The organism is Hyphomonas sp. (assembly GCF_017792385.1).
Classification (GTDB): Bacteria; Pseudomonadota; Alphaproteobacteria; order Caulobacterales; family Hyphomonadaceae; genus Hyphomonas.
The window spans coordinates 1,698,542-1,716,180 of the sequence record NZ_CP051230.1 but is presented as its reverse complement, the minus strand read 5'-3'; the positions used below and the strand labels follow the sequence as shown (position 1 = coordinate 1,716,180).

Below are 17,639 nucleotides of genomic sequence, written 5' to 3'. Positions count from 1 at the left end.
GAAGAATAGGAATACCGAATATGACCCAACCACATCCAGAAAAAGGCGAGCCTGATGACCTCCGTGCTGCCATCGAACAGGGCCGTCCGTTGCGCACTGATCGTGGATACCGCGTGCTGATCGGTGACGAGAAGCTGGATTTCCAGCCACTCGTGCTGCACGATCCAAAGCCGCTTGCCCGCCAGCTTGCCGAAGCAAAAGGTGCCAGAATTGCAGAAGACTATGTCGTCGCTGCGATCCTCACCAACGGCGATATCGAAACTCTGCGACCCGACGAGCCCTATGATCTGCGCGCACGCGGTGCGGAGAAGTTCCTCGTGGTGCGTTCAGATCGCACATTTCGCTTTATGATCGACAATGCAGACCTGGAATGGCCTCTGCCGGTTATCAGTGGGCTCGTGGTGAAGTCTCTCGCCAAGCTACCCGATGGGTACGATTTGTATCAAGAAGTGCGCGGCGGGAAGGGCCACGACATCAAGATTGATGATTGCATTTTGATCAATCTCGATGATCCGGGCCTTGAGCGTTTCATCAGCATTGAGGCCGAGACGACCGAAGGCTTGGCGTCGTTGCCTGAGGCTGACGAAGCTTATTTGACCCAGCAAGGCATCGAGTTCGACGTTGTAGGCGATCGAGCGGGCGCGGGCGTGATCCTCAAAGGCTTCCCGCTTGCAGACGGTGTGTTTGACCAGTCTCATGTCGACTTGTTGATCATGTTACCGCTTGGCTATCCGGATGCTTGCCCAGACATGTTTTACGTTCTGCCATGGGTGCGGTCGTTGAAAACGGGTCAGTATCCGCACGCTGCCGATGTGTCTCATCAATTCGCCAATCAGACATGGCAGCGCTGGTCTCGCCATAGTCAGATCTGGCGTCCTGGTGTTGACGGGATCCATACGATGGTCGCCCGTGCCCGCAGCGCCTTCGAGAAGTGTGCGAAGTGATGACGGCCCTCGACCTGTCATTGCTTGGCGCACATGCGCAAGCCGCCCGGTCTCTCCTTACAGAAGGGACCGGGCACGAAGTCCCAGCGTACATGCTGTTCGGACAATCGAGCATCGCGTCCGACCCGTGGACACTAGAACCGAGGCGGCGCTTCGTGTCGCATCTGTTCAGACCAATACCGACTGAGGAATTGATCAGTGCTTCCGCTCGCCATGTCTCCTGGAAAACCGAAGGATTTATTAGACTTCTTACGGACGCGAGAAATTCCGGGACGGTTCCGGCGATTGTCCACACCCACCCTGGGGGCGTAGCGGCGTTCTCCGACCAAGACGACGAGAACGAGGCAAAGCTTGCCCGAACAGTTACCTTGAAAGGACTTCCTGGCCTTATCAGCCTAGTTGTAGGCGGGGACGGTCAGATCGCGGCCAGGTTCTGGTTCGATCAGAGCCGCTTCGAGCTGATAGACGAGGTTTCAGAGATTGGCGCTCGATTGCGGTTCAGACAGACTCCTGGTGCTTCTGCTGTTACCCAAGACGCCCTTGATCGCCAGGCGAGGCTCTTCGGCGACGATTTCAATCGCATCCTCAGTGGGCTGAGAATTGGCATCGTTGGCGCAGGTGCGACAGGCAGCGCCGTCAATTGTCTTTTGACCCGACTAGGTGTCGGGCACCTTCTAATGGTTGATCGTGATCGGCTCGAGGCGACGAACCTTAACCGCGTCCATGGCACCGGGCGGAGTGATGTTGGTACCCAGAAAGTCAAACTGGCAGAACGTGAAACAATCCGTGCAGGGCTGGGTGTTGAGTTTATCGGTTTGGAAGCCTGGTGCGGAGAGCCGGAAACGCGAGATGCATTGAAGAGCTGTGATGTCATATTCGGGTGCACGGATGATCATAGTGGTCGTCTGTTCCTGAACCGACTGGCCACCTACTATGGCATTCCCCTGATCGATGTGGGACTGCGCATGCGTAACAGGGGCGGCGAGCGTGTCGATGTCACTGGACGCGTATCGACACTTGTTACCGGACATCAGTGCCTCTTGTGTCAGGGTGTGGTCGACCCAAAAATCGCGGGCGAAGACGCTCTGAGGCAGCGAGACCCAGAAGCCTACGCACGGCTCAAAGACGAGGCTTACATCAAAGGCGGCGGTGATCCTGCCCCAGCGGTTGTCACGTTCACCACCGAAATGGCTTGTGTCGCGGTGAATTCACTCATCGATGCGCTGACGGGTTATCAGGGCGGTCAGGGCATGGTTGCCAGGCGGATCAGGCGTTTTCACCAAAATGACGACAGGGTCATTGAAGGGGCTACTCCAATGCATTGTCCGCTCTGCGGAACCGGCGAGAACCGAGGGCTGGCTGACCAAATACCCTTCCTAGGAATGGTGAGATAAAATGTTGTCACGACTGCTACGCATATTTGCTTCACTTGGCTTCATAAAGGCTGACTTCATCGCAAGCTGGAAAGACCGGTTTCCCAAGGGTCAGCCAGAAGCGAAGCGAGAACTGGTCATCGTTGGGGATCAAGAGATCCAGAAATGGGCATGTATGACCTGCCCAGGAGGGTGCGGGGAGCGAATAGCACTTTCGCTGAACCCTAATCGACGTCCCCGCTGGAAAGTCACCCTAGACAAAGTGCGCCGACCGACAATCACGCCTTCTGTTCATCAGACCAACAGTTGCGGGTGTCACTTTTGGGTAAAGAAGGGAAAAATCGAATGGTGCAAAGATGGGAAGCCGCGTAGGCGCGGTTAGGGATATTTAGCGATCATCCTTGATTTTGGTTTTGTTAGCCGCGGACATAACGTCGTCGCACCAGTCGACGCATAGCAAATGTTTGATCGCGTTCGGTGCCAGTATCCGACCCGTGAGGTGCCATGTGCGATGCTCGAAAACTAAATCTGGACGTCCGTCTCGAAAGCTCAAGTGTAACGTGATGAGCCTCCTGTGAACCATATATACATCGTTGGGGCATTCGAAGTTTCCAACAACTCCACGTTACTGCATTTTCGGAATAAAGAAATCTTCATAGCAAGCGGCGATTTTTTCCACCAGTTTATCGCAAGTTCTGATGTCCACTTTTACACCCAAAGCAGCCATAGTAATTCAAATCTCCAGCCCTCTGGCTCTGCCTGAAGCCAGCCGCCAAGATAGGCCGTCAGCGGCTCGCCGAACGACCAGGTCACGCTGCATATATCGCCCCATCTCATTTCTCCACGGTACAAGCGCAAACTGCTTTCCATTCTGCACAATTGCAAACCGCCCCGCCGCTAGGTCGGTGGTACCAATCAATTGGCCATGTAACGAGCTCGCCGCATCGAGCTTCCAAAACTGAGCTCCCAACTTTTTCCCAATACTAGCCGCAGCTTCCCTCATCTCGGCTGACTGGAGCGCCTTCTTCGATACCTCAGACAGGCGTTCGTTGTCGTCGCCTAACCAGCCGGCACGCATCAGAAACTCCCGCCGCTTTGTATGGAGCTCCCGCAGTCGCCGACTTTCTGCGACTTTCGGTTCTTCCGCCTCTTCGCTATCCAGCCAGCTATCAGCCTCCCGCTCAACTGCTGCCTCCAATCCAAGCCACGACTTCACGCCAACGCGTACTCCCCGTCCCTTTGCTGCCTCAAACTCGGCCGCCCGCTCAAGATAATTCGCCGGCACCTGCCAACTCCCATCATGAACCCGTTCAACAATCCCACCCCGCCGCAGCGCCTCAAGGCGCCGTTTATGCGCCAGCCTGTAAGCCTCCGATGACCCCGGATCTTCTAGCTTGTGAAGCGCGTCGGAATACACCCCACCCGACCGCTCAGCGACCTCGAAGATCGTCCTGTCCGCCGCCAGCGGTTTCACCTTCGCCCGAGTGACCTCCACTACTGCTCCGTCCGGCGGCATCGACCCCGGCTCGATCCCGCTTGCATCGACATGCCAGACTTCGCCTTCAAAGCTTCGCACCAGAAGGAACCGCCGGTCCCGCAATTCATCCTCCGGACCGCTCGACAGAACCTCCCCCAGAACAGGCTGGGCGTTGGAAGGCCTGCCCGAGAAGAAATGCACGTCAGGCACTCTGCCCTGCATATGCTCGGCAGACAGCGTCCGGATGATATCGCCCTTGCGCCCCATGGCCTGAAGCGTCTCACCCAGTCTGGGCGAAAGCTTCCAAGTCGATGCGTCCAGCTTTTCAGCCAGGCGCAACGCTTCCAGATGCTTCAATCTCGACAGCCTCAGCGAACGCTTGAACCGATCGCCAGACGTCCCTGCCGACCCGATCTCGATCAGACCCTCGACCGCATCCGCCTCGAGCCCTTTATCAATCAACGTATAACGGTCCTGCCCCACCTCCCGCTTCTGCAACTGGAGGATTTCGACATCCCGCCTCGGTCCAAGCGTCAGCGTGGCAAGGTCTTCTGCCTGCCGCCTCAGCCCCTTGGTCAGATATTCCCGCGCAATGACGAGATCCTTGCCGTTCTGGTCCTTTCCCCGGATGACGACATGCGTATGCGGATGACCGGTATTGTGGTGATCGACCGCGACCCAGTCGAGCCGCGTGCCGAGATCCTTTTCCATCTGCGCCATCAGGGCACGAGTGTTCTCTTTCAGGTCGCCCAACGCATCCCCGTCTTCCGGTGCCACAATAATCCGGAATTGGTGACGATCCTTTTCGCTACGCTCGACGAAGTCCCGGTCACCCACATTCTCGCGGTCTTTTGAATAGAGCTCGCCGCCCTTTCCATCGCGGTCCACGCCGTCCCGCTGGAGGTATTTGAGGTGCGCCCTGAACAGCCCCTTGCCGCCAACCTTTCCAGCCCGCGCAATGTGCACCTTCACGACCACGCGACGCATACGCATCCGGGCGAGGCTCTGACTATGCCAGGAGGCCATTCGACCGGCGGCTGTCCCACGTCCAATCCGCGCTCCTGTGAAGGCGGGTTTGCGAGCCGTGCGATTGAGCTTCGCGCCAGCCTTCAACAAGCGCTGGCGGAACCTTTTCCCGCCAGACCTGCCCTGATCGCCAAGCCGGCCAAGCCGCGGCCTGAAGCCATCTTCGCCGCTCATGCTGAATGCACCAGGCAATTGCCCGTACCAACTGGGCATTCCTCATTAGGTGTGCACCACAACTGCGTGCAAATGGCACCACAAAAAAGATGTGCAGACAGGGCGCTAGCTGCAGGCTGGTGCCACACCTTTAATCTTGCCCTAACCGCCATACGCTGTTCCACATCTTACTTCGTTGCATCCGCATCGATGCGCTGGCCCTTGTCTTTGCCCTGACTGCGCCAGACCAGATGAGCCCGGCCATCCAGGTCCTGCCTGTGCACCTGCCCGAAATACCGCCCGTCCAGGCTGTTCTCATGATCGCCAAGCAGGAAAACTTCTTCGTCTCCAAGCGCCCGGCAGCCCTGCCAAACGGGTAGATCGAGGCCAGCCGCCGTCATGCTTTTGGCGATTGCGACGGGCATTCCATCGATTGAAACTGTCTCTTGCTCGCGGCAGATTTTAGCATCTTTTAACGCTGCCACGCGCTTGATCACGGGCCAGTCCGGCCCGATAAAACCATGATCCGCGATCCAAAGAACGGGTTCGCTTTCCGGTGAAACCACGACCCAGTCTCCGACAGAAATGTCAGCATCCTTCACCCAATAAAGGCCTCGCGGCGCGCTGTCGGTCCGGTTCCAGATAAGGTTCGGTTTCAGTGAAAATCCGAGACTTCCAAGACAGAGGACCGACAGGCCAATGGTGAACGCGAAAGGTGCTTTCCTCACCGCGTCGACCGCAGTCTTTCAGAGGTCGAAGCATAGGCATTACGCTCTGACCAGGCGATGAGATTGGTCTTCGGATAAAAGACCCGAGCGCCATGTTTACGGTAGACTGGCCCTCTTCCCTGGCAACGATAATGATCAAGCGTCGAGCGCTTCAGCCGGAGGAAAGCGGCCGCCTCCTCGACTGTCATCAGGTCCGGCCATTCCTTGCGCTCAGCGGCAGTGTCATTCGCTATCGTCATCGTCTGTCTCCTTTTCTTTTCCTTGCAGACGAGATGAGATTGCCGGGACACTCTTCTGAAAACAGACGAAAAAAGCTCAATCCTTCTTTTCCAGACGCATGCTAACCAAACCAAGAAGACGACAAAAGCCGCACCGGGGCGAGACCCGGTGCGGCCAGTTTAAGGCCTGAATTGCCTGCCCTAGTCGCGGGCGTTCCAGAGGATGACGTGGCGGCCTTTCTTGCCCTTGACCGGGGCGAGGTTGGCGAAGATCCGCCGGGGACCGATCTGCGGGTCTGCCAGCGTCAGCGAAACATAATCGCGTCCCGATGCCTTCGACTTGCGCATCCAGCCGCCGCCGATTTCGGTCGAGGTCTCACCGGCATAGATGCGGTAGTCCGGATGGCCGTCTTCAGTCTTTTCCGCATTCTTCTCGATGCGGATTGCAGCTGAGAGGTTCATCATTGCGAGGGTGCCTTCGAAGCCGGACTTGGTTTCGCTGACATATCCGAGTGCGTTTGCCATGGGGGTCTCCTTTTCTTTCCTTGGCGTGTCTCCGGGGACCCCTTGTCCCCGTCGACGCCGGACCGCCCGGACGGGGACTGAGCGGCCAGAACCCGTATGGGGCGAAGCGCATGCGGAGCACCGACTGAGGCGATGAAATTTGCTGCGCGAGGAGCCGCGCAGCGGCGGGGAAATTTCTTCGCCTCAGTCGGTTTCATGGCCGCTTAGTCAGCGTCCAGGTCTTCAAGGCAAAGACGGAAACAAGGGGTCAGTGACACGCTTTTCGGGAAGAGATCAGTCCCCTCATCACACGCGTCTCGATTGTCAATCGAGCACTCAAGACGCGCGATTTTTTTGAAGGCATTTTCATGGGTCGCCCAGGTATCGGAGCCACAATCCCCAGCCCCAGAAAGCGGAAAGCCGCCCGGTGACAGGCACCGGACGGCTCCTTAAGCTGGCTGAACAGGAGACGATCATTCAGGCAGCGTCCTGTCGCGTCTCAGGTGTCTCATCGGGCGTGGCTTCTGCCTCCGCTTCGAACAGTCCCGCGATCCGTGTCCATGCATCGGCAGGCGGTGACCCGGCCCCCTCGACAAGGCGTGTCGGCGGCACCTGCATCCAGCCCGGTCGCCAGTCAGGATTGGCCTCGCAACCCTCCCCGCTGATCCGGTTCGCAAGCACCTGCTTCTGCGCCTTACCCGTCTCGGCGCGGCACGATTCTGCGAGCGACAGGGTCGCAATATCGCCAATCATCGCATTGATGGCGCGCTTGTCCTTGGTGAGATCGAAGAAGGCCTCGTCTGGTTTCCAAGCCGCCGAAAGATCGGTGCCGCAGACATGCAGCACTGCCTCAACAATGCCGTTCCCGGCATCGAGCGTCCGGGCCATGACACTCGCCACCACCGCCAAAACTTCCTCATCGGACATGGCGAGCAGCGCGGAGAAAAGCTCGCACAAGCGGTAGTCATCGCCGTTCCGGCGAAGCGCTGGACTGACGTTGAGCGCCTTGAACAGAGCGTCGGTCTGCGCCGTCGCTTGAGCGACCGCCGCCACAGATGCCCCACCTTCCACACTCGCCTGCGTCTCATCCTTGCGGGCGCGAAGCTCGTGAGGACGCACGTCCCAGAGCGCGCTCCCCGCCATGGCATGCGCCACCATCAAGCGGAGGGCAATCGCGGGCGAAGCGGCAAGGCTCGCCTGTGCGGCGGCATGTCGGTGCAGCAGGACATACTCCGCCAGAGGGCCGGACATTTCTGGCCGGATTGCTGCCGGAACGGCGTCGCTATCACCCTTCAAACCTTGTTGCTGCTTACGGGCCTCGGCGGAGGTCAGCTGTCCTTCATGGAACTGGACCGTGCCGTCCTGTCGGACTTCGATGAAGACCTTCCCGCCATCTTCCATGGCGCACTGGACATGGTCCCAGCGATGAAAGTACGCCCCGCGTTCAAGGCAGATGACATCGGCCCAGTCTTCTGCCTTGTAAGCCTCGATCCGCTCGGCAATTGCCGCCGATTGCGCGTCCCAGAACTGGTCCGCATCGGCGAATACGCCATGCTCCCCGAAGAGGTCAGCAGTGATTTAACCGTCATAGGTGTTGAGATCAAACAGCGCCTTGTCGGTCGTGATCGTCGTCCCGCCCGTGATCCAAGCTTTACAGGACCGTCCCATGGGGGCGCGTTCGGTCTCGCTCTCGAAGAGGCGAAGCCATTCGGCCTGCTGGTCGGGCGTGGCGAGCGTCAGCGCGCGGATCGTCTCGCGGTCCAGTCCGTCGGCGGCGTAGAGCCTGCGGATCGGCTCTGCCAGCGAAGCAAGCGCGAGGACGCGCCGGACCAGAAGCTCAGTCACCCCGAAGAAGGTCGCAATGTCTTCGACCACCTTGCCTTCATCATGCAGGCGTTTGAACGCCTCGTACTGCTCCATCTCTGTTGCGGGCAGGCGTCCGACATTCTCGATGACGGACGCGGCAATCGCAGACGCCGCATCCTTCTCGGCCATGATCGCGCATGGCACCAGCGGCGTCTCGCCTGCCTCTTTCGCAATCTCTTTCAGCGCGAAGAAGCGGCGGCGCCCGGCGATGACGCCATAATACTTGCCCTCGGGGCGAACCAGCAAAGTCTGGCGGAGGCCGCTCTCGCGGATCGACGGCAATATGTCCGACACGTCCGGCTTTTTGCGTCCATGCCGCATATTGAGTTTTGAAATCCGAAGCTCGTCGAGCGGGATGTGTTTGAGGTCGGGCTGTGCCATGGAGGTCTCCTTTTCTGGCGGGTAAAGCGAGAGACCCAGCGCCCATGCGGGGCCTCTCCAATTGATCTTGGTGAAGGGAAAGCCGTCGCCGTCTCGGCTCGGCTCAGGGTCGGTTTCGCCCCAGTCATAGTCGCGGATCGTGATCAGCGGCGCGCGGCCCTCGACCCAGATTTCGGCGACCTGGGCCTCGGCAATGACGAGCGTCATGCGCGGCCTTGGGCCAAGCAATTCAGTGACGGTGCGGGCAACGCTCATGTCGAAGCCCAGCCCGTCACGGTCGCAGCAAGCCGGGCCGCAGCGGCGCGGCCTGCGTCCAGCGCCTCGGATAACAGCTCGTTCGCAAGAGTGGTGAGGTAGCTATTGTCGGCACCGGGATAATTGCATTCGACGCCCCAGAGGCTCGCGGCGTGGCAGTCGAGGTCTATCCCGTCCCGCTCCACAGAGAGGACAATCCCGCAATAGAACCAGTCGCCCTTGCGCCATGCCTCCATGACGGCTTCGGCCTTGGCCTGCGCCTCAGCGAAGCGCTGGCGGAAACCATTGCCGGGTCCGATAAATCCCGGCGCGTCCTTGTAGAGCGAGGGCCAGAATCCGTCCTGCCGCTGGTCGGGCGCATCGGGGCTGTCATCGGCAACAATCCGGGCCGTGACCGTGAAGCCCTCGGCTTCGCAGCTGATCGTATCGCCTTCGCAGGCGTAGGTGTTGAAGTGCTGGGAGAAGGTCATGGCGTTCAACGCGTCCAGAAGACGTGAACGTCTTCGAACCCTGTCTCGAACACCATAATGTCGCCGTTCAGCTCCATGTCGCGGGCGAGCGCTGACCAGTCGATATAGTATTCGAGGGCTGCGGGGATTTCGGTCCCGGTGTCGCGGTGCAATTCCTCAGCGAAGTCTGCCCGGCTCGAATAGGTGCCCGCATAGTCGTCGAAGGCCGCTTCGGCCTGCTCAAGGTCATCGCCGAAATGGCGATGGACCAGCGCACCGAGCCGACCACGCTCTGCAATGAAATCAGCCAAATCACAGACTGTCTCGAAGCTCGCATATTCGGAAAGCTGCGCGCCTTCGAAGCCTTCATAGTCATGGATTGCCCGCTCTTCGGCGTCCGGCAGCGGCGACGCCGCCAACATAGCGCGAACCTCGGCCATCACCTCATCAGGCGTCGTCGCGTCGATCCAGCGCCCGTGCAGGCAGCCATCATTGTAGGCGGCAAGGCAGGCCACATAGATACGGGGCCGGTCTGGAGATGTGGGTGCAGCGTCTGCCGCAAGGGGGGCTGAAGGTTGCGGTGTGGTCATGGCGTCAGTCTCGTCTCCCCGCCCAAATGTCCCTCCCGCATCAGGCGGGGGTGGGCGGCGAGAAGGCCGGCAGGCCGGACCCGTTAGCCGATTGGGCAAGGCGGAAAGGTAGGACGCTGAGACCGCTTCAAGACGCCCTCAGTCCCGTCGCCTTGCGCAAGCGGCGGGTCCGGGCAGACCGGTCGTCCGCCCACCTCCGTCTGATTGGGGGACTGTCCTGGACGCCGGGAAGACGAACGCGGGCCAGGCCGCAATGCGCTGCAGCTTTGACCGTCAGACGCTCATCGAAAACGTCATAGGTCCGCTTTCAGAGGCCAGGCAGCCTGTGACCCCTCTGCCCTGCAGTGGGAAGCGCAGGCTGGCGCGATCACCGGCGAGACACCCGCATGCCGCTGGGCTGCCCGGCAAGGGCAGACCAGTGGTCCGGAGACGAGCCGGGCCGCTGGCGGCGGGCCGCCAGCGAAACAGCCCGCTCGCTACGCGAGCGGTGATCGCCGGATCAAGGCCTGATGCCGGGTATCGACTAGAACAATCTCCAGAGACCCGTCATAGCCAGAAAGCCCATCACCATTATCGCGAGGAAACTCAGGATGCCTGCCAGCCTGCCAGCCTGCCAGCAAATGCCCACCAACCACCTTCAGGGAATTCAGGCTTGTCCAACTTATCGACCCAGTCATCCTGATGTCCGCAAAGTGTGCAAAAAGAGACATTTGCACCCAAGCGCCTCATGGCCGCCATTGGCCCCATATGGACATGCAATTCTTAGGAGGCGAATGACGGGTTAACCCCAATTATCGAACGTCACCTGGCCCAGAAACATCAGTACAAAATTTTGGTAGAAGAGTATTGGCTGCATTGGAGTCCCGCAGTCGACTTCGAGCACCAAAATGGTCACTTACCGTACTATGTGTGGCTAGTGGTTGGCACGTGCTCTTCGTCGCCCGTTGAAAACGCTGTCATTTGTGAATCTTCACCGTCCTTACGGTTGAGCCGATTGAATGGCCATAAAGGCCGGCTCCTGAGCCGTGCCAAGATACTGTCGACATCGCTGAGCATCATGAAGAAGGCCGGAACAACGATCAATGTAAGGAGAGTTGATGACGTCAAACCTCCGATGAGCAGCGCGCCTAGAGCGTTGCGCCACTCCGCACCGTCTGATGTCGCAAATGCTACCGGCATCATTCCAAATATTGCTGAAAATGCTGTCATCAGAACCGGGCGCAAGCGTTCCGGGCAGGCCTGGAGGATCGCGGTACGGGGCGACATCCCATCTTCAGTCAGTTGGTTCGCCCGGTCGACCAGTAGGATGCCGTTTTTCATAACGATCCCCATCAAACCAATGAGGCCAATCTGCGCAAAGAGCGAAGACTCCAAGCCGAAATAGTATAGCCCGGCGAACGCGCCGGAAAAGCTGAGCGGTGCCGTTACCATGATCACGAGCGGCTGAACGAATGAGTTAAACTGGCTGGCCAACACCATGTAGAGCGCCAGCAAGGCGAGACCGAGCGCAAATCCGATTGCGCCAGCTGTCTCCTGCATTCGTTCAGCCATTCCGCCCATTGAGTATACGATACCCGGGGGCGGTGGATGGGCATCCAGAACTGCAAGCAGCTCATCAGTAGCCTCGCCCAGCGACACACCGGTCGCAGAACTGCCAAGCACAGATATTTTTCGCGCCCGGTCAGACCGATCAATCTGTGACGGCCCCGATGCGAACTGCACTTGTGAAACCGCGCCGATGTCCACGAGACGGCCATCAGCTCCGCGCACCTGTATACGGTCGAAGTCCCTTACGCTTTCTCTCTGGTCTTCTTCGAGGCGTAGACGGATGTCGTAGCGTTTTCCGTCCTCTTCAAATGTGCCCACATCAACCCCGCCGAGCGCGATCCGGGCAGTTGAGGCAAGCGACCTCGCTGATACGCCTTGGTCACCTGCGCGCCTTCGGTCAAACAATATCTGGGCCTCAGGCCGCCCGCTCTCAAAACTCGTCCTGACATCGGCGAAAGCAGAACGCGAGCGCATCTCCTGCACCAACCTGTCAGCATACTGCGAAAGAGAAACCAGATCACTTCCCTTTAGCAACAAATCGAGATCGGAGCTGCCGGATGTTGTGCCGCTGACCCAGGGCACTTCAAGAACTGATACTTTGACCGCATCGGGCGCTGCTCCGCGTATAGCTTCGCGCGCTTCATCCATGATCTCGAACTGGCCTTTCGAGCGTTCCTGCTTCGGTGTCAGAGAAGCATAGAGTTCTATAATGTGGACATCGGTTTGCGAGCCAGATCCAATGGACAGGAATACATCCTCAATGTGGTCAATCTTGCGGAGCCCTTGGTCGGCTTCTTGTGCCGTCCGCAGCGCTGCCGCAATCCCGGTACCCAGCGGTAGCTCGATTGAACCCTGAAACTCGCTCCGGTCTGCACGGGATGTGAACCCGGACGGAACTTGAGCGGCATACCATGCCCCACCAAATACGGACGAGACTGCGATAAGCATAACGATCAATCGAAATCGCACGGCGAGCGTCACGATTGACGCGTAAACACGTTCAACGCCGTCCCAGAACGCATCCAGCGGGCGAAAAACAAAGAAAACACGACCCGACCTGAGAAAGCGCGATGCGAGCATTGGGGTTAGCGTAAGCGCAACGAGCAATGAGACCGACACAGAAAAGACGATCGCCAATCCATATTGGTAAAAAAACCGCCCGACGATCCCATCCATAAAGGCGATGGGTACAAATACAGCGAGTGTCGCGGCAGTACCTGCAAACACTGCCAAGCCAACCTTGCGCGTCCCCTCGCGGGCTGCTTGGAGAGGGGGCTTGCCCTCCTCCAGCTCCTTCATGATCGCTTCGACGACGACTATGGCGTCATCGACAAGAAGACCGATCGCGACAGTCAATGCCAACAGAGTGAGGACATTGATCGTAAATCCCAGCAGGTAGAATCCAAAAAAGGTCGCCACCAAGGATGTTGGGATCGCGGCGGCAACAGTTAGCGTAGCTCTGACGTTCAGGAGGAAAGTGAATGTCACAGCGATCACGAGGCCAATTGCTATCGCCACATCGTGGGTAACATCCTCAATTGAGCTCTCGATGAATTTGGAAACATCGCGGGTCGCAATGACAGTTACACCGGCAGGGGCAATTTTCCGAAGACGCTCTGTCGCTTCCTTCACATTGCGTGCGACTTCCACAGTGTTACGGCCCGACTGTTTTCGAATATCGAGCGATATGCCCCGCCTGCCATTCAGCAAGGCAGCTGAGCGTTCATCCTCCAACCCATCTTCGACACGCGCGATATCGGAGATGCGGATGGTGACGCCATTCTCTCGATAGGCGACCGGCAGTTCGGCAAAGCCATCCGCACTGGCGACTTCAGCGACTGTCTTGACGCCGAACTCCTTTGTGCCGGCAGCATTTTCCAGCCGCCCGCCCGGAAGCTCCGCATGCTCACTCTGAATCGCTTGGCGGACATCATCTGCCGTGACGCCAAAGGCGCGCAGGCGTTCATTGTCGAGCCATATCCGGACGTCCCGTTCACGCCCTCCAACCATGCTGACCGAGCCAACTCCGTCAATTCGCTGAAGGCGCTCCTTGGCGACGTCATCGGCAAACGCTGTGAGGTCGGCAATTGGCAGGTCTCCAGCGATCATCACGGAGATTATCGGTGCAGCGTCCGGATCCACCTTATCAACAATGGGCGGGTCCATGTCTGGAGGTAGTTCCGCGCGGGCAAGCTGTACCTTGTCTCGAACATCCTGGACCTTCTCGCGGGCATCGGACCTCAAATCGAACTCGATAAGAATTTGAGACCGCCCTTCGCTGGAAAAGGATTGCAGTGTCTCAATGCCATCAATTGTATTGATGTATTCCTCCAGAATATCGGTGATTTCGGACTCGACTGTTTCTGGGGAAGCACCGTCCAGTGTGGCCGTGACATTCACGTACGGAAATTCGACATCGGGGAAGAGGTCGACGCCCAGTCGCCCCATCGACATGTAACCAAGCCCCACGAGTGACGCGATAATCATGACCGCAAAGACCGCTCGCCGTATCGATAGATCGACGAGCCACATCATGACGCTGCTGGCTCGACGACGGCTCCATCATAAAGCGGTTGGGATGAGCTCAGGATCACCTTTTCACCGATCGACAACCCGTCAAGAACCTCGGTCCGGCCTGCGTCCAGGTCTGAAATTTTGACGACGCGTCGCTGCACTTTTCCACCTGAGACGACATAGATGTAGCGGTCGTCACCTGTGCCACGCACAGCTATTCGCGGCACAACTATGGCGGGGCGTTGATCGACATTCACTTCGGCGCGAACCGATTGCCCAGCCTTTACACGGCAGTCCGGATTGGCAAACGCCATGCGAAATTCAACCATTCGTGAGACAGGGTCCACCCGGTCGTTCAAAATCAGAATCTCGGATTGAATCGCATCGCCGCGGCCATCGACATAAAGACGACCCGTCAAGCCGAGGCGCAGACGCGCAAGCTCAGACTCTGGCGCAAATAATATTCCCGCGGCAATTTCGCATTCCTGGATTTGAACGACCGCTGAATTGCCCATCCCGGAAAAGCTGTTTGACATGAACACACCTTCATCGATGTAACGTGCTGTGACAGAGCCGTTGAAGGGAGCGCGCACGATCGTATCGGTGAGCGCTTGCTCGGCGGTTTCTACTTCCGTCTCGCTGAGCCGCAAATTGGCACGAGCGACTTCCAGAGCAGTTTTGGCGTCATCAAAGACCACACCTGAGACCACACCATCAGGTGCCAGTGGCGTATAACGATCTACAAGGGTGTTCGCACGGGCCACCTCAGCCTGCGCGACGTCTCGCATTGCTTCAGCTTCGATAAGTCTACGCTGATAGTCGATCTGCCGGGTACGGAATAGCGGGTCGCCTTTTTGAACTCGGTCACCGACCCGGACGAAAATACGTTCGACGACGCCCTCTGCCAATGCACCAATATTGCTGGTTTGCTTTGCGGCGATAGTACCTGAAGCGATGAGAGGTTCGGCGAGTAGTGTCTCTTCAGCGGATATCGTCTCAACCCGTATGATGGACGCTTCAGACTCGGCAATGATGTCGGTTTGCGGTGCAACAGATTGATCTTCGCGTCCGCCCTCGGTGCATGCGCCGATCAGAGAGCACAAAAGGCAAAGTAATACTGTCAGGCGAATCATTGCGAATGCCTCGGCATCTGGTAGGCACCGCGTCCGCTCGAAAGCAGGTCGCCATCAGCGTTGGTAATTGATGCTTCGGCGACTGATAGTGTCGACCCCAGTCGGACGATTCTTCCCGTTATGGTAAGCCGACCGGGTGTGGCGGGCTTATGATAGTCGACGCGCAAGTCCGCGGTAGCGACCGGCACGCTGCCAGCGGCCAACAAGGCATAAAATCCTGTGAGATCAATCAAGGCAGCGAGAATTCCGCCATGCGCAGATTGGGTGTGCGGGTTGGAGACAATTTCATCCCGCCAGGGCATCTCAAGTCTGATCGCTTCTTCGCCTGCGCTGATTACCTCGAGCCCAAGCCATCGATGAAAGGGGGCAGCTTCAAGCGCAAGCTGCATGTCCCTGAGACCTGGAGTTGAGGCGCTCATACCGGGGCCTCCTCGCCCACCTGACGCAAAAAAGCGGCAACGGCATCCGTGAACACATCATTGCGGTCTCCCGCCACCATGTGGCGTGCCCCAGCGACATCGGTAAAATGCGCATTTGGGGCGAGCGCCCGGAAGGCGGTAACGGAGTCCTCTGAGACGAGCTCACTCATGCGCCCGCGAATGAGATGAAGCGGCACACAAATGTCCCTTACCGCCTGTTCGAGATCGCCAGTGCGTGTAACTGCCGATCGCTGCATTACGCCCGTAATGAAGGCCGGGTCCCAATGCCAGCGCCAGCGCCCATCCTCCCCTTGGCGCAAATTCTTCCGCAAACCTTCAAGGTCATCTGGGCGGGGGCGATGCGGAAGATATTTTGCGATGACATCGGCGGCCTGTTCCAGGGATTCGAAACCTTCCTCGATGTGAGCGCCCATAAAACCGACCACTTTGGCAACCCCGGCCGCATCCATATTCGGCGCAATGTCAACAAGAGTAACTGACATAAACGCGTCACGTGCCAGCATGCCAGCTGCGACGATTGCAGCAAGCCCGCCAAGAGAGGCCCCAACGAGGTGTGGCCGGGTGCCCGCGCCCGACAGTTGCCCTGCAACATCAATCAAGTCACTCGCAAAGGCTTCTAGTGAGTAGTCTCCGTCAGCTGCCCAATCGCTATCGCCATGTCCGCGAAGGTCCAGCACCGTCGAGAAATAGCCCTCATATGCGAGCGTTTTCGCAGCGGCCTTCCAGGCGTGCCGGGTTTGCCCGCCGCCATGCGCGAAAATTACCGGGGGCGCTGCAGGATCACCAAACGAGCTCATGGCTAATGAGAGCCCCTGTGCATTCATTCGTCCGACAGCCTTGTTCACAGAACGCCTCCGGGGTAGGATCTTGTAAGCATCCTATTTGTAAGTCTCCTTACAATGAGTGTAAATGGGGAAAATTATGGCGCTTTCGACGCGGTCACTTGGCTTTGATCTCAAGGGAGACCCCAGAATTGACTTCAGTTTTCTTCTCGGGGAAGTCACCCGTCTGTTGCGCATAGCATTTGACAGGGAAATGGAGGCCATTGGCCTTACGAGATCACAATGGCATGTGCTGGTTTATGTATTGAGACTGGATAGCCCCACGCAAACAGCGCTTGCAGAGGCGCTCGACATCGCCCGTCCTTCCGTCGGCGCGCTGATCGACCAGCTGGAAAACTCTGGCTATGTCTCACGCGAGAGGGACGCAGCCGACCGACGGGTCTGGCGCATTGTTCCAACGCGATTGGCCCGCCAGCGCGCCGAAGATTTTGCAAAATCTGCGGAGCGCGTTGCAGCGCGAGCATTTGCTTCGGTAGAGGCGGATGATCTGGCTGAGTCCGCGAGCGTACTTTCGGCCATACGTGATGCATTGAAGTCTCAAGAGACCGCCCCTTAGGAGTGACTTGAGATGTCCAGCCGTGTTCGTGAGGGATGATATTGGGATCAAAGGGTTTCTAAGTATCAAATTGCGCTGGTATATGACGTTCGCAACACACTTTGCTCTGCCCGCTTGTTACCCGTCTTGGCGACACGACTTTAATTTTCGTCCGTCTCATATTGCGCCGATTGCGGTCATCCAGACCATGTAGTCAAGTATCTGCCTTTGGCGATATTCTGTCTTTCAGGCCCCCGATCGCCCGATGGCTGCTTTCGGGAGTGGCTGTGTGAAAACGCCAAATCAGTTCAGACTGCGAGCATCCACGTAGGAGGCTGGGCATTGGACGGTTCGTCGAGGGTCATGATCGGGCGCAGGCAATGCTATTACCGGCAAGCCTGGAAGACTATCTCGACGAGGACAACCCGGTTCGCGTGATCGATGTCTATATTGATCAGCTGGATCTCATGGCACTTGGTTTTGCACGGGCACAGCCGAAGGCGACAGGCCGTCCGGCCTATCATCCGGCAACGCTATTGAAGCTGTATGTGTATGGTTATCTCAATCGCATCCAGTCGAGCCGCGGGCCTGAGCGGGAAGCGAACCGCAACATTGAGCTGATGTGGCTGACGGGACGGCTGGCACCCGACTTCAAGACCATTG

Annotated in this window: 16 protein-coding genes and 1 pseudogene; 5 read left to right on the top strand and 12 right to left on the bottom strand. The window is 58.2% G+C overall.

Features of this window, described 5'->3' with window-relative positions; all coding sequences use genetic code 11:
• The first annotated feature begins 20 nt into the window (after window positions 1–20).
• The 3 genes from HF955_RS08595 (at window position 21) to HF955_RS08585 (ending at window position 2,699) form a co-directional block, all read left to right on the top strand.
• On the top strand, window positions 21–944 hold the full coding sequence (locus HF955_RS08595) for a multiubiquitin domain-containing protein (protein WP_291079133.1): 924 nt from the start codon (window positions 21–23) through the stop codon (window positions 942–944).
• Window positions 945–1,099: 155 nt separating this feature from the next.
• A complete protein-coding gene (locus HF955_RS08590; RefSeq protein ID WP_367279764.1) occupies window positions 1,100–2,338 on the top strand; it encodes a ThiF family adenylyltransferase in 1,239 nt (412 codons plus the stop codon).
• Window position 2,339: 1 nt separating this feature from the next.
• Window positions 2,340–2,699, top strand: coding sequence for a DUF6527 family protein (locus HF955_RS08585; protein WP_291079131.1), 360 nt, complete (start codon window positions 2,340–2,342; stop codon window positions 2,697–2,699).
• Between the two features lie 351 nt (window positions 2,700–3,050).
• On the opposite strand, the gene HF955_RS08580 is transcribed toward HF955_RS08585, so the two are convergent.
• From HF955_RS08580 to HF955_RS08525, 12 genes are all read right to left on the bottom strand, one after another.
• Complete coding sequence (locus tag HF955_RS08580; protein ID WP_291079130.1) at window positions 3,051–4,820, bottom strand: DUF3363 domain-containing protein; 1,770 nt, start codon at window positions 4,818–4,820, stop codon at window positions 3,051–3,053.
• 341 nt (window positions 4,821–5,161) lie between these two features.
• Window positions 5,162–5,701 (bottom strand): S26 family signal peptidase, encoded by a 540-nt coding sequence (locus HF955_RS08575; protein WP_291079129.1) that lies wholly within the window; start codon window positions 5,699–5,701, stop codon window positions 5,162–5,164.
• The gene (locus HF955_RS08570; RefSeq protein ID WP_291079128.1) at window positions 5,698–5,940 is read right to left on the bottom strand and encodes a helix-turn-helix domain-containing protein; all 243 of its coding nucleotides are present in this window, start codon (window positions 5,938–5,940) and stop codon (window positions 5,698–5,700) included. The genes HF955_RS08575 and HF955_RS08570 overlap by 4 nt, the downstream gene beginning before the upstream one ends.
• A gap of 180 nt (window positions 5,941–6,120) precedes the next feature.
• Window positions 6,121–6,444, bottom strand: coding sequence for a DUF736 domain-containing protein (locus HF955_RS08565; RefSeq protein ID WP_034798601.1), 324 nt, complete (start codon window positions 6,442–6,444; stop codon window positions 6,121–6,123).
• A 456-nt stretch (window positions 6,445–6,900) separates the two neighbouring features.
• Window positions 6,901–7,824: a hypothetical protein gene (locus HF955_RS08560; RefSeq protein WP_291079127.1), complete on the bottom strand. Its 924-nt coding sequence runs from the start codon at window positions 7,822–7,824 to the stop codon at window positions 6,901–6,903.
• Between the two features lie 177 nt (window positions 7,825–8,001).
• Entirely contained in the window at window positions 8,002–8,925 is a 924-nt protein-coding gene (locus HF955_RS08555; protein WP_291079126.1) for a ParB/RepB/Spo0J family partition protein, read from the bottom strand.
• Complete coding sequence (locus HF955_RS08550) at window positions 8,922–9,395, bottom strand: hypothetical protein (RefSeq protein WP_291079125.1); 474 nt, start codon at window positions 9,393–9,395, stop codon at window positions 8,922–8,924. The genes HF955_RS08555 and HF955_RS08550 overlap by 4 nt, the downstream gene beginning before the upstream one ends.
• A gap of 5 nt (window positions 9,396–9,400) precedes the next feature.
• Complete coding sequence (locus HF955_RS08545) at window positions 9,401–9,964, bottom strand: antirestriction protein ArdA (RefSeq protein WP_291079124.1); 564 nt, start codon at window positions 9,962–9,964, stop codon at window positions 9,401–9,403.
• Between the two features lie 903 nt (window positions 9,965–10,867).
• Window positions 10,868–14,047, bottom strand: coding sequence for an efflux RND transporter permease subunit (locus HF955_RS08540; RefSeq protein WP_291079123.1), 3,180 nt, complete (start codon window positions 14,045–14,047; stop codon window positions 10,868–10,870).
• Window positions 14,044–15,159 (bottom strand): efflux RND transporter periplasmic adaptor subunit, encoded by a 1,116-nt coding sequence (locus HF955_RS08535; RefSeq protein WP_291079122.1) that lies wholly within the window; start codon window positions 15,157–15,159, stop codon window positions 14,044–14,046. The genes HF955_RS08540 and HF955_RS08535 overlap by 4 nt, the downstream gene beginning before the upstream one ends.
• Window positions 15,156–15,578, bottom strand: a complete 423-nt coding sequence (locus tag HF955_RS08530; protein WP_291079121.1) for a PaaI family thioesterase — start codon at window positions 15,576–15,578, stop codon at window positions 15,156–15,158. Before HF955_RS08530 ends, HF955_RS08535 begins: the two co-directional genes overlap by 4 nt.
• Window positions 15,575–16,444, bottom strand: a complete 870-nt coding sequence (locus HF955_RS08525) for an alpha/beta hydrolase (RefSeq protein ID WP_291079120.1) — start codon at window positions 16,442–16,444, stop codon at window positions 15,575–15,577. Before HF955_RS08525 ends, HF955_RS08530 begins: the two co-directional genes overlap by 4 nt.
• Window positions 16,445–16,520: 76 nt before the next feature.
• Here HF955_RS08525 and HF955_RS08520 point away from each other — a divergent pair, with 76 nt between their 5' ends.
• Both HF955_RS08520 and HF955_RS08515 read left to right on the top strand, forming a co-directional pair.
• On the top strand, window positions 16,521–16,997 hold the full coding sequence (locus HF955_RS08520; protein ID WP_291079119.1) for a MarR family winged helix-turn-helix transcriptional regulator: 477 nt from the start codon (window positions 16,521–16,523) through the stop codon (window positions 16,995–16,997).
• Window positions 16,998–17,317: 320 nt separating this feature from the next.
• A pseudogene (locus tag HF955_RS08515) lies at window positions 17,318–17,638 on the top strand (transposase); the annotation flags it as partial.
• Between the last annotated feature and the right edge of the window lies 1 nt (window position 17,639).

Bases quoted from the DNA above. Each gene is read 5' to 3' on its own strand.
- HF955_RS08595 (WP_291079133.1), top strand. From the start codon at position 21: ATGACCCAACCACATCCAGAAAAAGGCGAGCCTGATGACCTCCGTGCT.
- HF955_RS08585 (WP_291079131.1), top strand. From the start codon at position 2,340: ATGTTGTCACGACTGCTACGCATATTTGCTTCACTTGGCTTCATAAAG.
- HF955_RS08580 (WP_291079130.1), bottom strand. From the start codon at position 4,820: ATGGCCTCCTGGCATAGTCAGAGCCTCGCCCGGATGCGTATGCGTCGC.
- HF955_RS08570 (WP_291079128.1), bottom strand. From the start codon at position 5,940: ATGACGATAGCGAATGACACTGCCGCTGAGCGCAAGGAATGGCCGGAC.
- HF955_RS08565 (WP_034798601.1), bottom strand. From the start codon at position 6,444: ATGGCAAACGCACTCGGATATGTCAGCGAAACCAAGTCCGGCTTCGAA.
- HF955_RS08560 (WP_291079127.1), bottom strand. From the start codon at position 7,824: ATGGAAGATGGCGGGAAGGTCTTCATCGAAGTCCGACAGGACGGCACG.
- HF955_RS08555 (WP_291079126.1), bottom strand. From the start codon at position 8,925: ATGAGCGTTGCCCGCACCGTCACTGAATTGCTTGGCCCAAGGCCGCGC.
- HF955_RS08550 (WP_291079125.1), bottom strand. From the start codon at position 9,395: ATGACCTTCTCCCAGCACTTCAACACCTACGCCTGCGAAGGCGATACG.
- HF955_RS08545 (WP_291079124.1), bottom strand. From the start codon at position 9,964: ATGACCACACCGCAACCTTCAGCCCCCCTTGCGGCAGACGCTGCACCC.
- HF955_RS08540 (WP_291079123.1), bottom strand. From the start codon at position 14,047: ATGATGTGGCTCGTCGATCTATCGATACGGCGAGCGGTCTTTGCGGTC.
- HF955_RS08535 (WP_291079122.1), bottom strand. From the start codon at position 15,159: ATGATTCGCCTGACAGTATTACTTTGCCTTTTGTGCTCTCTGATCGGC.
- HF955_RS08530 (WP_291079121.1), bottom strand. From the start codon at position 15,578: ATGAGCGCCTCAACTCCAGGTCTCAGGGACATGCAGCTTGCGCTTGAA.
- HF955_RS08520 (WP_291079119.1), top strand. From the start codon at position 16,521: ATGGCGCTTTCGACGCGGTCACTTGGCTTTGATCTCAAGGGAGACCCC.